At 54.9% G+C, this 15,677-nt stretch carries 9 protein-coding genes, 1 tRNA gene and 1 pseudogene; 6 read left to right on the top strand and 5 right to left on the bottom strand.

Going from position 1 to position 15,677, the window contains the following annotated elements; genetic code table 11:
• Positions 1-184: 184 nt before the first annotated feature.
• From PW789_RS01690 to PW789_RS01700, 3 genes are all read right to left on the bottom strand, one after another.
• Entirely contained in the window at positions 185-1,369 is a 1,185-nt protein-coding gene (locus PW789_RS01690; RefSeq protein ID WP_299370595.1) for a hypothetical protein, read from the bottom strand.
• A 173-nt stretch (positions 1,370-1,542) separates the two neighbouring features.
• Positions 1,543-3,177: a serine hydrolase gene (locus PW789_RS01695; protein ID WP_299370597.1), complete on the bottom strand. Its 1,635-nt coding sequence runs from the start codon at positions 3,175-3,177 to the stop codon at positions 1,543-1,545.
• Positions 3,178-3,410: 233 nt separating this feature from the next.
• The gene (locus tag PW789_RS01700) at positions 3,411-4,310 is read right to left on the bottom strand and encodes an AraC family transcriptional regulator (protein ID WP_299370599.1); all 900 of its coding nucleotides are present in this window, start codon (positions 4,308-4,310) and stop codon (positions 3,411-3,413) included.
• 172 nt (positions 4,311-4,482) lie between these two features.
• Between PW789_RS01700 and PW789_RS01705 the strand changes: the two genes are divergently transcribed.
• Positions 4,483-5,436, top strand: a complete 954-nt coding sequence (locus PW789_RS01705) for an aldo/keto reductase (RefSeq protein WP_299370601.1) — start codon at positions 4,483-4,485, stop codon at positions 5,434-5,436.
• A 322-nt stretch (positions 5,437-5,758) separates the two neighbouring features.
• Complete coding sequence (locus PW789_RS01710; RefSeq protein ID WP_299370603.1) at positions 5,759-6,289, top strand: cupin domain-containing protein; 531 nt, start codon at positions 5,759-5,761, stop codon at positions 6,287-6,289.
• 139 nt (positions 6,290-6,428) lie between these two features.
• Here the strand turns inward: PW789_RS01710 and PW789_RS01715 are convergent.
• A pseudogene (locus PW789_RS01715) lies at positions 6,429-7,622 on the bottom strand (ISNCY family transposase); the annotation flags it as partial.
• A gap of 182 nt (positions 7,623-7,804) precedes the next feature.
• Here PW789_RS01715 and PW789_RS01720 point away from each other — a divergent pair.
• The 4 genes from PW789_RS01720 to PW789_RS01735 all read left to right on the top strand — a co-directional run bounded on the left by PW789_RS01720 (position 7,805) and on the right by PW789_RS01735 (position 13,235).
• Positions 7,805-9,400: a hypothetical protein gene (locus PW789_RS01720; protein WP_299370605.1), complete on the top strand. Its 1,596-nt coding sequence runs from the start codon at positions 7,805-7,807 to the stop codon at positions 9,398-9,400.
• Positions 9,400-11,133 carry a collagen binding domain-containing protein gene (locus PW789_RS01725; protein ID WP_367182472.1) on the top strand — a complete coding sequence of 578 codons (1,734 nt, stop codon included), beginning with the start codon at positions 9,400-9,402 and terminating at the stop codon, positions 11,131-11,133. Before PW789_RS01720 ends, PW789_RS01725 begins: the two co-directional genes overlap by 1 nt.
• A gap of 339 nt (positions 11,134-11,472) precedes the next feature.
• Positions 11,473-11,560: transfer RNA gene (locus PW789_RS01730), tRNA-Ser, on the top strand.
• Between the two features lie 1,039 nt (positions 11,561-12,599).
• Entirely contained in the window at positions 12,600-13,235 is a 636-nt protein-coding gene (locus PW789_RS01735) for a PEP-CTERM sorting domain-containing protein (protein ID WP_299370609.1), read from the top strand.
• Between the two features lie 743 nt (positions 13,236-13,978).
• Here the strand turns inward: PW789_RS01735 and PW789_RS01740 are convergent.
• Positions 13,979-15,652, bottom strand: a complete 1,674-nt coding sequence (locus PW789_RS01740) for a M20/M25/M40 family metallo-hydrolase (protein ID WP_299370611.1) — start codon at positions 15,650-15,652, stop codon at positions 13,979-13,981.
• Positions 15,653-15,677 lie beyond the last annotated feature (25 nt).

A 15,677-nucleotide genomic window follows, 5' to 3' on the forward strand; every position in this document is an offset into this window, starting at 1 on the left:
CAAAGATAAAATGCACTGCTGTTCAGCAACAACGAGTGATTCTTGAAAAATCAGCTTTTCGCAACTTCGACGCTCAACTGGCGACAACAGGGCAACTCACTCATTGAGCGCGGAAGCAGCGGCGGATTACTTGCGGGAAGGGCGTTTAGAGTCCCAGGAATGAGCGACCGCTTGTGGAAGCTGTTCAGTTCGGCTTGGCTTGCTGGATTCTTGCACGATCTAAACATCCCTGGCGCCACCGAGACGCCATCTGCTCAGAGACAGGGGGACTGTGAGGAAGGGTTAGCACAGGATTTTTCGCACTCTCGACGATTTCCCCGTTTGCTTCCGCAAGTGTAGGTGGGGCCGGCATCCCAGAAATCTGTTGGCGTCTCAACCATTCTGTTCTATAAGCCTGGTCAAGGACGATGTCTGCTGGAACAGTTTCTTTGAGCAGAGAGTTCTGTGGTCCAAGATACAGGAACGCATCGAGGAGACCCCTTGTTTGGTGGTGAGCCAGATCGACAACATTGCATTCTCGATCCATGGTCGGCAGGGTCGGAAGGAAATCACCCAGGCTTAGACCGCCTAGACCGGTGTTGTTTGTCTCCAGAAGAAGCGGGCCAACTTCCAGCGCTGCTTTTGAGATGGGAAGCCGTTCGTTGTTGAGACCGTAATAGCCAAGCCCGCTGATGACGAACGTCTTGCCGGGAAAATGACGCTCATACCTCGTGACGGCATCGCCCTGCCCTGACCCGCTGACGTGAAGCAGATGGAAGATTCCGAAAAGCATCAGAGCCTTGCGATGTCGTGAAAGCACCTCGTCTTCCATTGCTGAGGCGATACTTCCATCTCGATCAAGGTAGGGCTTCGTGTCCTCAAAGCTCTTAACCTTCGTCCAGTCGATCGGCGGATCTGCGGCGATGATTCTTAAACGACTACCAGCAGGAAGGCGCTGATTTAATGAGCGGACCAGGGGATATAGCTCCTCATAGAAGCCGGACTCCCCACACATCGCCTGAGTTGTGTCGCGCCAAACATGCTGCACCTCGGTGAATGAGACGTTCTCCCCGGCAATATACCGATCAAGGATCGACTGGTACCGCCTGTTGCCACACTCAACGACGATGTCGTTGACTTTATCCGGGAAGCGTGGGCTTCGAATGAGCGACAAGATGAAGTCATCTTCATCCTTTTCTCCATGGGCTGCGGGCAAAGCTACAACTTCATATGTCGTGAAGAGTTTCAGGATCGCCGAGATGGCGGGCTTTGGAACGTCGTCCGCGGCACTGCTGGTTGATCTCTGCGCTTCGCAGCGCAGCGGAACGATCAGTGACAACAAAGTCAGAGCGCAGCAACGAGCGAACGTTTTCCATCTGTAGTGTGTCATCACCCTCAAGAGGACTGGCGACCCGATCTCAGCATCGATAGGTATAGTTGTAACCATAGTTCAAGATTAGTATCGACAAGTCCGCTTATCGTCATCAATCCACAACTGCCCAGAACGGCGTTTATCAGGACTAATTCGATTTCTACGATGAGTTGAGATTTCAAACGAGTGGCTCAATCGTTTCGCACAAATTCAAGTCCGCGTGCCGATGGCATGAACAACCTGAGCCCTGACACCTGTCCTCGTTTGTTGCGCCGGAATACAACCCAAAAACTGCTTCCGGCGTGAAATTCGTCATTAGCAATCGGCGCAAGCGGTATTGGAGGATTTGTCCCAGCTTTAAAAATTAGGTTGTTGTGTTCGACCGCTAAATGAACTGCGCCATCCAATTCCGAACTCTTGAAATTGCCGACGAACGATTGCAAGGCTGTTTTGTCCAGATGAATCTCGTCCCGACGTGTCCCGGCAAAATACCTCTCGCCATTCATATCCAGCGTGACCCTTGCTGTGGTTCCTGAGCCTTCGAATGTGAATAGATCTCCAAAGAGGTCATAGAACTGGTTTGCATTCTTACGCCTTAGGTCCGAACCCCATGCTCGCAGATGGCCGTTGGATGAAGTAAAGGAGTAAATCGTGCGTGTGCGCTGATCGAAGTACTGGCCAGCAAAAGAATCGGGAGGCGGTAGATGCTTGTCAACAGCGTCAATTGGAGTGGAGTCCGGCTGCATTTCTGTCATCAAGTAAAGGTCAGCAACTTGACGAGACTTTTCTTCGGGGTTCGCGTTCGAAACGTTGCACAGAGTAATGACGGTGAATCTCTGATTAGGAAAACGCAACAGATCGGCGGTGTAGCCAAAATTCGAGCCATTGTGTTCTATGATCGGCAGTCCGCGATAATTACCAGGAATAAGACCCATTCCATAGGAAATTTTATTGCCGTCGTTCAAAACACCGGGAGTTTCCAATTCTTTTCGCAGCGTCCCCTTCCCGAGATGGTTCGCGTAGAAGTTGTTGTCCCATCGCAGCAGATCGTCGACTGTAGTCATCAGGCCCCCGCCACCAACTACCGCGTAGTTCGTGGACCAATTCACAAGAAAGCGGCCATTTGGTCCGGCGTTATATGCGGCCACGCGTCCGGGCACCACTACGGAGGCATCATCGTAAAAGCTTGTTTCCTTCATCCCCAACGGCCGAAAGATATTCTCGGCAGCGAACGCGGCAAGCGTCTTACCCGATGCGCGTTGCAACACTATGCCGAGAAGAAAGTAGTTCGTATTGCTGTATATCCACTCGGCTCCCGGCACATTATTCAATCCTTTTTGCCGCTTGATAAGACCAAAGATTTCGCTTGGTGTATTGAACTCGGACGAGTCATGGCCGGATAAATAGATGAGATCGAAGAAGTCGCGAAAACCGCTAGTCTGTTGAAGCATTTCTCGCAGAGTGATGTCATGGCCGTAAGCGGGGAGCTCCGGAATATACTTCCTGATATTGTCATCAAGCGAGAGATAGCCTTGTTCGGCAGCGAGTACGATACTGGCAGCGGTAAATTGCTTCGCGATAGACCCTACGTAGAACACGGATTTAGGTGACAGGGGTACGTCGAGTTCCAAGCTCGCGGAGCCATACGATTTTTGATAGACGAATCTTCCACCATGCACTATGCCGACAGAACATCCCGGATTCATCGGTTGGGCGTATGCGGCGAAGACTTGATCCACCTCATGTGAATGGTCTTGTCCCGATGCAAAGAATGGCTTTGCGAGTAAGGCGAGAGAAAAGACGACAGAAGTGGCCAATCGAATCATGTGCAGAGTATATGTTCGATTGGCAAAAATATTAGTACCGCGAAGTCGGCATATCGTCATCAATCCACAACTGGCGAGAACGGCATTTCCTGGTAGCTATGTGTTCTTTGGAGATTGGGCCGCGAGGGTCGAGCAAATCATCCTTGTTGGTCAATGCGCTTCGCGCCAGTCGCTCGGCGGCATGTCATGAATGAGAGAAGCTAAGCGTTAATCCCGAACTCGGCAAGCTGCACTCAAGCTAGGACTGCCAAGTCCGGCGAAGCCCTTAACCGAGCTATGTCGCGTGCAGGCGGCTCTCCAAAGTGGCGGCGATATTCGCGACTGAACTGCGATGGACTTTCGTAACCCACGCGGAAGGCCGCAGTCGAGGTGTCGAGGTCCTGGACCAGCATCAGGCTACGCGCTTCCTGTAGACGGAACTGCTTCTGGAATTGAAGCGGCGTCAAAGCCGTCACGGCGCGAAAATGTTCGTGCAGGCTCGACGGACTCATACCTACTTCCGAGGCGAGCCGTTCCATGCTGAATCGTTCTCGGAAGTTTTGCCCAATCCAGGTGATGGCGCGGCCGACTTGGGCAACCCGGCCCTGACTGGTGGTGATGTAACGCATCCTGGCGCCGTCCGGACCGGCGAGCAGGCGATACAGAATCTCCTGCTCAGCAAGCGGGCCGAGCACAGGTAGCGAAGCCGGATCGTCGAACAGGCGCACCAGACGTAGTGCCGCATCGAGGAGATCGGGATCGGCGTCGGACACAGTCTTGCCTATGGGTTGGAAAGGGGTTCCGTGCGGCGCGGGCACACGTGATGCCAGCTCTCCCAGCATGACAGGATCGAAATCGAGGAACAGGCAAAGATAGGGTTTAGCAGGTGTCGCCTCGACCACCTGGCCCGTGACCGGCAGATCGTAAGTCACGATCCCATATCGACCCGGCGCATACCTGAACACGCGGTCACCCAACGTGACCTCCTTCTGTCCTTGTGCGACGAGGCACAGTTGCGGTCGGTAGACATTCGGCATCGGCATCGTCACCGTGGAGGACCGCGCAAGCGTCAGCCGTTCAATTGGGGTGGCGTGGAGGCCATCCTTCGAGACGTGTCGGGCAATCACCGCAGAGATTTCGGTCGCTTTCTCCATAAGACGACCTTCGCACAATCGCGAAAGGAGCAGCAATGGAAAACACACCTGCTGGAGGATTGGGCATAAATCCCGGCGCATCAGGCTAACGGTTTGGCTTCGCCGCACCTCATGATGGCAGCGTCGCCTTGGATCACAGCGCACCTGGCGGCAGAACAATTGAGGAGCAAACATGGCAATCGATGATCTGAAAATCCCCCCTATCGCACTGGGAACCTGGGCTTGGGGCGACAGCGGCGAAACGGGTGACGGCTACTTCGGCAGCACCTTGACTCGGGCTGGTCTGGAAGAAGTTGCTGACAAAGCGCATGCGGCCGGCTTCACTCTGTGGGACACCGCCATTGTCTACGGCATGGGCCGTTCAGAAACCGTACTCGGGGAGGTACTGAGGCGCTACAACCGCAGCGACTACCAACTCTCGACGAAGTTCACCCCACAGGCTGCTGAAACCGGCAATGATCCGGTGGCGGACATGTTGGAGCAGAGTCTGGCGCGCCTCGGCACCGACTACATCGACCTTTACTGGATTCACAACCCAGCAGATGTGGCGCGGTGGACTCCCTATTTGATCCCGTTGCTCAAGAGCGGAAAGGTCAAACACGTTGGCGTCTCGAATCACAACCTGGGCCAGATTGAGCTCGCCAACCGGATCCTCGGAGAAGCCGGGTTTCGAGTAGAAGCCATCCAGAACCACTACAGCCTCCTTTACCGCAACTCAGAAAACGCTGGGATCCTGGACTACTGCCGCCACCAGGGCATTCCGTTCTTCGCCTATATGGTGCTCGAACAGGGCGCTCTGAGCGGAAGATACAGTCCAGAGGACCCGCTGCCCGAAGGCAGCAACCGAGCAAAAACCTACAACGGCATGCTGTCTCAGCTGAGGGCCCTGACGAACAAACTCGCCGTCGTCGGCCAGAAGCAGGGCGCGACAGCTCCCGATGTCGCGACAGCTTGGGCCATCGCCAAGGGCGCGACGCCGATCATCGGTGTCACCAAGCCCAGCTACATCGGTGGCCTGATCCGAGCCAGAGCCATTGCGCTATCTAGCGAGGAAATCGTAGCGCTGGAGGCTCTCGCTGACGCCGCTAACGTGAACACCCGCGGCTGGTGGGAACAAGAAATGTAAGTTCAACGAGCGTGTTTAGGGGGGAAGCGGCATCTGCGGTTAATCGAACAGCAACCGCAAGTTGCTTCCTTCCACACTGCGATGCAGTCTTCGAGTAATCGCGAAAACGGACGCAGCGGGCGCGAGATGATCTTTGATTGCGTCACCCAAAAGGCTTCGAGGGTGGTTGCACCTCAGCAATGCAAACCTAGTCCTTATCAGTCATGAATCGGCTTTTGTCACCAATCCGGAAGTATTGCATCGGAAGCGCGGTCTTGGTGCGGACGCCCGTTGGGTGCTAGACTCCGCTTCATATCAAAGTCGATGACTCTTAGGAGGCATCTTGAAACGACGTGATTTTGTGAAGATGGGCGTGCTCTCTGTACCTTCTATCGCTCTGGCACAGTCGGTGCAGGAGCGACCGAAAGCACAGACGGTTGCTGCTGGTGCGGACCGCTTGGGCGAGATGCACACACTGGGCTTCAGCAAGATAGCCTTCAAGGCTTCTCCTGCCGACACCGAAGGTGGTCTCTTCATCATGGAACATTCCAACCTCACGAAAGGTGGTCCGTACCGCCATGTGCATCCGGCTCAGGATGAATGGCTGTACGCGATGGAGGGAGAATTCCGCGTCGAGATCGGAGACCAGAAGTTGACGTTGAAGCCCGGCGATTCCGTGCTCATGCCGAGAAAAGTTCCGCATGTTTGGGCACAGGTCGGCGAGACGCCGGGAAAGCTTCTGATCGCCTTTACACCAGCCGGGCGAATGGAGGAGTTCTTCCGTGACTTCGGGAAGACAGGCAAGCTGCCCACGGACCCCGAAGTTGTGAGAGCCTATGGGCTCGAACGAGTTGGGCCGCCTCTCAGCGTTTAGTCATTCCATCCTGATAAGTCGCCATATCGGAAGTAAAGCGTCCGAGCCAGTCGTTCTCAAGTGACGAGAACAGGGCAATGCACTCATCCAGCGTCAGTCTTGTCAACGAGCACATTTACAAGAGGGCGCGAATCGAACGTTACGCTTCCTTAGCGGTTGTTTCGGACGCTGGTTCTGCTTGGGAGGGGATTTTGGGAACATAGTCCGGCCCGTATATCTGGCGCCCGCGTTTCTGATACTGGCCCTTCTCACTGTTGGTCTTTACCTTGGCCTCGAAATGGCTGTCCTGCCGTGCCTTGATCAGGGCCAAGGCATGGCCTAGGCGCTTGTTCTCGACAATCGCAGTGTGGCTGACTCTCTGGTCCTTGCTGAAGATGCGGTAGGGAAGCAGGAGGCCCTTCGAACGCACCTCCAATCGGCCGTCCGGGAAGTCATAGACGTCGACGTACTTGCCCCCGAGATCCTCGGACGTGGGGTTTCGTTCCAGGATGATTCGCTTACGGTCGTAGGTCAATGTCAGTTGGCTGCCCACGTAGCGTTGCTCGCGATGACACAAGATATCGGTGAGCTTGTCGATCGAAATGCAGAGAGGCCGGTGCCTGTCGTCGGTGCGGAGAGGAGTGACGGCAAAGCGCTCGTTATGCGACGACATGAAGCCAGGCAGATAAGCGTTCCCGGCTTCGATGTTCGAGATATCCGCAAGTCTGAGTTCCTTGACCAACCGGTCCTGAAGCGTGCGATTCACGCGCTCTACGCGCCCCTTCGCCTGGCTCGAGTTCGCACAGATGATCTCGATGTTCAACTCGGCCAAAGCGCGACCGAACTGGGTCATGCCGGTTCCACCCGGAGTGCTAGACCGGTTGATGCGGAACACTGTGTGCTTGTCCGAGTAAAAAGCCACGGGGCATCCGTAGGCTCTACTGAGATAGGTGTCCGTGCTCTCACTTCGCACGAACTGGAGATGTATCAGCCTACTCGTCGCATCGTCGATGAAGACCAGCAGCGTGCAGGCATCAGCACGGTCCTCGAACCAACGGTGGTCGCTGCCGTCGATCTGGATCAGCTCTCCGAACGCTTCACGACGCAACCGGGGCTGATGAAAGCTGCGGCGCTGCTTGCGGGATCGCCACAGCCCCTCAGTCATCATCCACTTGCGCAACGTCTCACGGGAGACCGTGAGGTCGTGCTTAGAGAGGAGCATCTCAGCGGCAAGCGATGGACCGAAGTCAGCATACTTCGCGCGCACGAGCTCTACCGCGTACTCGCGGATGCCTTCCAGAGTCTTGTTGTTCGAAACGCGGCCTCGGGCCTTATGGATGACGCTGGCTCCGCCACCCGCAGAAACCGGACATTCCTACTTTGCAGCTACACACCAACTGTACATAATATGTGTTATCGGACATTGACTGTATGGTGAGTCTTTATCTAAATACCTGTTAACGCTATGGGCCAGAAACGACGGCAATAGCGTCTATATAGCTGATAGCTGGTAACTCCTCTAGACCGCGATTGAACATGTCGCTACTGGTTCTTCCTTCCGCTCGACGTTGGACACAAACTGTCTGGTGGCTTCTGCTGCTCTGTGCGCAGGCAGCCAGCTCTCAGACAGCCCCTGCCGCCAATTCGACACTCACTTCAGCTTCGAGTTCGAGCCCTGTCACGATCTCAGGCCAGGTCATCAGCGCGAGTTCGGGATCACCTGTCTTTCGTGCCCTGGTTCAGATGAATGACCTGGCGGTCCTGACCGACCATGAGGGACACTTCGACTTCGATACGGAATCGGCCGGGACGGCTACGACCCTCCGCGTGAACAAGCCGGGCTTCTACGGTTCTCCTGACGGAGAGTCTGCGTCGACGCTTTCCATTCAGCCAACGCAGGCGATGCCAGTCACCGTAAGGCTCTACCCGGAGGCCCTCATCACGGGATCGGTCACAACCCGGGACGGCGCGCCGGTTCCCGACGTTCTGATTACGCCGCAGCGCAGTCTCTATACCGACCAGGGACAGCAGTGGATTCCAATGCCTCCCCGCCAAACCAACTCCCGCGGAGAGTACAGGATTGTCGTTCCTGCAGGAGATTATCGACTCGAAACATCCTCCGGCACACGTCAGACAACTTCAGGGCAAAGCATTTTGCCACAGATGTATCCGTCGAATAATTCAAGTGGAAACTCAGGATATCTGCATGTCGGATCCGGGCAGGAAGAACATGCGGACTTCCATGCCGATCCGGTTCCGACATTCACGATCCCGATTCGACTGGAGCCTGATAGTGGTCGCGGATATGCCTCTCTGACCGCTGCAACGGAGACAGGCGCAGTCTTTCCCGTTCCGTTGGTCCGAAACGGTGCAAACTCGGCTATTGAGATGCCGAGCGGAAGCTATGTGCTGACGGCAATGAGGATGCGGTCAGACGGCGTAGAATTCGCCCAGGCATCCGTGACGGTGAGTGGTCCAGGTTCGCAAGGCGTGACGCTCAATTTTGTGTCTGTTTCGGCTATTCCGGTTCAGCTCGTGGTGGACAGCCAGTCTACGTCCGATAATGTGCCACTCCCTACGGTGGCGCAACTGGGCCTGCATCTCAGCCCTGCGGACCAGATTCCGTCTACCATGCGCGTGGCGCCGTACAGCGGAGACAGCTTTCGACCAACACCTGGGCGCTATCGGCTGTTTAGCCGCGGCGGTGGCACCTGGTTCATTAAATCTGCCAGCTACGGCTCTGCCGATCTGCTCCAACAGGAGATGCTGGTTGCTCCAGGAGCAGGAAGTTCTCCCATCATCGTCACGGTCAGTAATCAGACTGGAAGCCTGAGCGGCACGGTTAACATTGGAGGCACACTGCAATCGGCGTGGGTCTACCTGATTCCCAACTTCCCTTCCGCGACCCCTTTTTATTCCGTGCACAGTGCAAGCAATGGGAGCTTCAGTCTCAATTCCCTGCCGCCCGGCAGCTACCGCGCCATCGCTTTTGAGGTAAGGAGTCAGGTGGACTATCACTCTTCTGCCATGCTGGAACCCTACGCCTCGTATCTGAATACCGTTACGGTCACCACCGGCGGTAAAGCCTCCGTCGATATCGATGGAGTTCCTGCCGCGGAGATGCACCCGTGATGAAGGCCTGCCGCATCGTGTTTTCTCTTTTGCTGGCTTCCATTTCGATCATGATGAGGGCCTCGCCAGCGGCACCGTCATTTCGCATCGCGGGTGTTGTTCTGAATGCTGCTACAGGAAGTCCCGTGCGCGAGTGTCATCTTGAGGCCTCGCTTAGGGACCGCTTTCGATCCGGCCGCACATTAGGCCGTAGCCAGTCCTCTTCCGTCTCAGCAACAACGGATGAACGAGGTCATTTCATTCTGGAGGTGCCCTCCTCCGGCGCATGGCATCTGACGGCATCGGCGACGGGCTATGTGGCGATGTCGTATGACGCTCACGGAATGTACTCTTCCGCGGTCGTGTTGACAGCCGGTGCACCGACCTACGATCTCACCTTTCGCCTGCCTCCCCAGGGACGTATCAGCGGAACCATCCTGGATGAAGCAGGTGAGGGGGTGCGCAATGCCACGGTGGAATTAGCTGCGCGTCCACTGCCTCTACCAGGCAGCGCTCAGGCCGAAAACAACTCCTACCGCCGCATTACGCAAACTGATGATCGGGGAGTTTATGAGTTCGCCGGTTTACTGCCCACCAGCTATCGCATCAGCGTGCAGGCGCGGCCCTGGTATACCTCGACCACGCAGCGAAGGGGCCCCTCTGGACAGACCGCAACGAATAATTCAGTGTCTACACAACAAGCGGATCTGGATGTGGCCTATCAAAGAACATGGTTTCCCGGCGTCACGGACGCCTCTCAGGCGCAGCTCATCACCCTGGGCCCTGGCGATGAGCAGAGGGCGGACGTGCAACTTTCACCGATACCGGCGATTCATCTGCAATTGATCGCGCCTTCAGGAGATGAGCAGAGCGGCAATCTGTCCCGGGCGGCGTTTCCACTCATCGAGCGCATCGATGACCCCGAAAGCATGGGCCAACGCTTTGTTCAGGTAACGACTCGCCTGAATTCGCAGGGCCAGATCGACGTTGACGGGCTTGTTCCAGGCACCTACCGCATCCGCATGGCGGGTCCCGTACAGGATGCCAAGGATGCCGTGGTCGAGCTGACCCAGGGCACAACGCATCTAGTCGATCTGCGGCAGGACTCTACGGATCTGGCGAATCTGACGCTGAAGTTTGAAGGGCATGATGACGAGGATGGTCAGCCGCCGATGTTTGTGACGTTGATCGATACGACTACCGGACAGCGATTTGGCACTATCCCCGGAATGGGTATGGGAATCATGCAGCGTGGAGGCCAAGGCGTGCGCCGAAAGGATTCCGGCTTTTCGCTCCAAGTACCTGCAGGACGATATGAAATTGCTGCTCAATCCCGCGATCGCTATCTGACAGGCCTTGCAGCTGAAGGGGCTGAGATCAGCGGGCGTTATCTCAACGTGCACGGCGGCAATGTCACGCTCGTGCTGCGTACTGCCAGCGGTATGGCATCCGTCAGGGGCAAGTCCAGTTCAGGCGGCAGGCCGTGTGTCGGTTCTGTCGTGCTACTGGTTCCGGCTGGACTCGATGATCCAGGATCTTTTGGGAGGGTCGTACTCGATCAAAGCGACACGGACGGAAGCTTCAACTTTGAGAGCATTGTGCCAGGACAATACATCCTTATTTCGGTTGACCATGGTTGGACTATCAACTGGAATGACCCATTAACGCTGCGTCGTTACCTGACTCAAGGGACACCGCTGACCCTTGGCAGCCAAAGCAATATCACGCAAAACATCAATGCCCAAACCCCATAGAAGATGGGGGTGGGCACATCCAGCCCCGCATTTTCTCTCGGCACCACTCGCCCAATGCAAGTATGAGTTGATTGCGCGTATGGCCGCATTGCAGCCGGTTTCCTTGAGGCCGCGTTCTCGCATACGCAGCACGACCTCTTTTAGTTCGGATTGCGTCGGCTCTTCGGAAGGAAGCCACTTGAGGGCAGAGGTGTACCAAGACACGGTGGCAGGCGATACGTTCACGAGGAACTTTCTCTCTCGTATAAAGACTTCGAAACGGCTCATGCTTACTCTCCAGGCGTGTTCCCTTTTGCCGGAGCCGTTTTGCGTATAGTATTGATTTAGCCCACCCATCGCGGAGAGATGGCCGAGTGGCTGAAGGCGCACGCTTGGAAAGCGTGTATACCGCAAGGTATCCAGGGTTCGAATCCCTGTCTCTCCGCCATAATTTCTAAACCCCGAGAATGAATAGGATTCCGCAAGTGCTTGCATTGCAGGCTATTAGCGGCCATCGGAGTTTAAGCTTCTTTAAGGCACCGTTAGTGAGCTTTATGTCTCAAACGGTTATTTTCGGGTATCCCGAACCTATCCTTCGTATCGCTTCGGGCATCCAGGCGCAAGGTTCTTCTCTTGTACGGTGCAGTGGGTAGTCCCGCTAAAGGTACGTGCACGATGCTGCGCACAACCTCTGCGTGGAACTGAAAGAAATGCGCGAAGGGATCTTGCTACAAATGATGTTTTCTATCGCGCGAAAAAACGATTAGCGCGGCAATCAGACCAAGGAGCGGACTCAAGCAAAGTGTTAGCAAATAGGGCCGCATTTCGTTCCTCCGATTTATGTCGGGACACGATACACCTCCCGTTAGAGGCTTGTCCAAGCACAATTGAGCGCGACGGATCATGTTTGGTCATACCCGTCGCTCGGGCTGAATTGAACCGCTGATCCCAATGCGCGGCGGCAAGGGCAAGCTCAATGTCTTGCATACTGTGCGTATCCAGGGCCGGATGCTGCTGCTCTCATACCATTCAGCGCAAGGTCTCCACTGCGCTACCAAAGGAAGAACGTGAGGGTCATGCTGATCAACATGATCTCGCGGGCAGCAGGGTGAAAAGCCACATGATGGTTGAAAGCGCTGCTATAGAAACTTGTGACGGGTGGGGACTTACCGCAGCGAGCAGACCCGTCTCACCGGCGAGTATTCGTCCGATACAAACAGAATGATGGGCTGACATTGGGAGTCCCTGGAGCAGATTTAGGACTGCCATTCGTCGCTGTACAAGCAGCTGACAGGAAAGTAAATACTCAAATTTGTGCATTTTTTTGCATAAAACAATCAATCGAGATTGTAGAGGACCAAATAGCCGCCTTTAGGTAGAACGCGCAGTGCATTTTATTGCGGCCGGGATTTGGCATTGCAATTGCGTTATACCTTCGCGAGAGAGCATCTCTCGGACGCAAATATCAATCAGTATTAGGAGCGCTCATGATAAAGCGGCTTGTGGTAATTTCCGCTTTGGCGATCAGCAGTGTCGTTGTCGCCCATGCAGACCCCATTAGTGGGTTTTTTAGTTCGAACGGAACCGATTCTTTCACCTCTTCCTCCATCACTTTTGGGGATGCAGCCGTTGCCGGCACGGTTGGCGGGACATTCGCCAACTATCTCTCTCAGGGCGACGTCATCACGTTTCTTCCTGGAGCACTGCCTTACCAGATGGGCGTAAACACCCCACCAGCCAATCTCTTTCCGTCGGGCACAGTTCCTATTTTCTCGGTGACGGGGAACGGTGAAACCTTCACACTTGAGATGACGCAGTACAACGCCGGGTATGTGGCAAATAGTCTCTCAAGCACATCCGGGTGCAACTTAGGTAGCACATGCCTGACCTTCACGGGTATCGGCTACTTCACTGGCACTGGAGTGTTTGATGGCCAGTCAGGGCCGGCCACATTTACGTTCTCTTCCCAGTATGTGGCTGGGCAGCCGGATACAACTGTAACCACCTTCTCCGCGTCAACTGCCGCAACTGCGTCCCCGGTACCTGAGCCCAGCACCCTGGCGCTCTTCGGCACCGGTCTACTCGGAATTGCTCAGATAGCGCGTCGTAAATTTTTGGCCTAGCACCAAGACTGATAAGCCGGTTGATGAAACGGCTTATCAGTCGACCGTCAATGGATATGTATCCATTCAACTCCATGCTCCAGTACAGGAGACAGGGTTTCCTTATGGATGAAAAACGCATCCTACTTCGGTAGCAAGAGCAGCCCCCGCCTGAAGCCCCGTGTTTCCGGTCGGGGCTTCCTTTTTCGTCGCCCGCAGGGTCTTCGCTTCTTCTCTTCTCCCATGGTGAGGTCTTCAACATGGAAGACTGGAAGATCGGCGATATCTGCATCCACTGGAGGACTACAGGCATTTAATAGTTATGCATTTACGGAGGCTTGAAGCCCGAGATGAGCATCCTGCCTCTGCGGTTTAGCCGCTGCTCATTTTATTGATGGTGCTAAATGCTTGCGCTGGAGTAACATTGGCGAAAGGAAGCGTTATTTCCTCCTGTATCTCCTTTCGCAACTTATTGCCTGTACTTTTGGAGTCACCGATGCTCTGCCCACTCTGCCACCGTGATAAGGTCTATCGTTCCCATCGCAAAAGCTGGGAAAACCTCCTCCGATTGCTGGATATCTGCGCTTTTCGCTGTGGTGCATGCGACCACAGATTTTATCGCCGTCGAGCGACAACTCACGTTGATGCCTGACTTCCGGCCGATACCAGATAGAAGCGCTAAGTGCCTTTTTAGGCTTTAGAGCGGAGCGTCTAAATTTCTAAAAACGAAACTGCGGACCATCGTCAGATGACCGCGGTCACCCTCATTGAGGAGTGACCGTTTTCGTGGGCATGTTTGCAAAATGCCAAATAGTAGCGGCAACAGACTTCTCTGCCCCGGCCAACCCATAAACCTTGCCGGCGCCCTCAAGTATGTAATATTCGTTCGCCGCATGGGCCCGTCCTCCCATTCCTGCACCGCCCGCAGCGATGGGCATTTCGACCGTAGCGACGCGCTCGCCTACAGCCTGATTTGAGAACAGGTATGCAGGCCAATAGCCGCCGAGAATAGTCTCCTCCGGTGACGGCTGCGCGTATGGGATGCCGAAATCATCGAACGTTTGCGTAATGGCTCTTGCGATGTCAGTGTCATAGCCCATCTTTGCCCATGGCACATCGCCGATCAGCTTTACCTCGACGTCTTTGTAACCGTTCTTATCAAGCTGGGCCCGGAGCTTCTTCACGATGTCCGTTCCCTTCATATTCGGGATGTAACGAAAGTTGTGCTTTGACGTAATCTTGTTCGGCAAGATCGCTCCCGCCCCGCCAGCGTACATATTGCCTCCCCATATGCCGTCGAGATTAAAGCTTGTTCCGAATCGCGACATCTTCATCATGGTGAATGGATCATCGGAGATGAATCTGGCGACACCAAGATTGTCTGCTGCCGACTTGAGGTTCAACCTGGAGGATGCACTCTTCAATTGTGCAGTTTCACTCGCTGTGAGTGGAACCATATTGTCAAAGAAGCCATTTATCTTCGGTGTGTTGCCGTCATCGGAGATCAGAGAACCCAACATCTTGATGTGACGCCAGGCAGGGCTGTCGACGGAACGCTTCCATGAGCCATGGATATCAGAGACTGTCGGACCGTGTCCCCAGCTCTTGCCGCTCGTGGTCAGCTCGACGTAGACGCACCCCTCTGAGCCACCGGATATATTTGCGCCTCCACCGTTGTTCTGGCCGGAGAAGCGCAGCATCGCATCCGCTCCTTTGAAGAGCTCCGGGTGGTCTTTCACAAATTTTCGTAGACCGATGTCCATACGCTCTTCGTCGCCTTCGGCCACAAAGATCAGATTGACCGGCAGCTTCCCCAGCACCTTTCGCATCGACATGAAGGCCTCAAGCTGTGCTAGCTGCGGTCCCTTGGAGTTCACCGCGCCGCGACCGATGAGGACTTTCTTGAAAGAAGGATCGATGCCTGCAGTCTTGCCGTCCACAATACGGCCCTCAAAGGGAGGTGCTATCCAGAGGTCAGGTTGCGTCACCGGCATAGTGTCATACATCCAGTAGATGACCAGCGTCTTTGGTGCGCCTTCATCACATTTGGCGTAGACCACCGGATTGCCCGGCGATCCATATTCCGTTATGCCGACATCGTAGACACGCGTTGTCTGGCATCCGAGCTTATCGAACATCCCCTTGACCATCTCCGCGGACTCGGGAATTCCTTCTCCGCTATTGGAGATCGATGGCTGTTGAATCCAGTGCTGAAAATCGACTACATGATCATCGATATTTTGATCAATGTAGTCGTAAACCTTCTTCAGATCTGGAGCAGTTTTAGTCAAATCGGGATGAATTGTTTCGTCCGCTTGCGCCCGTATTCCTAACTTCGGATGGGTCGTAACGTTAGCAGGTGATGGGCTTTTCCTGGAACACCCAGTCAAGACAACAAGAGATGCTAGAAGACACAACGGCGCGCGCTTAGCAGGCATGATGAATTGTCCTCGTGAGGATGAA

This window comes from Edaphobacter sp. (genome assembly GCF_028283685.1).
Lineage (GTDB): Bacteria > Acidobacteriota > Terriglobia > Terriglobales > Acidobacteriaceae > Edaphobacter.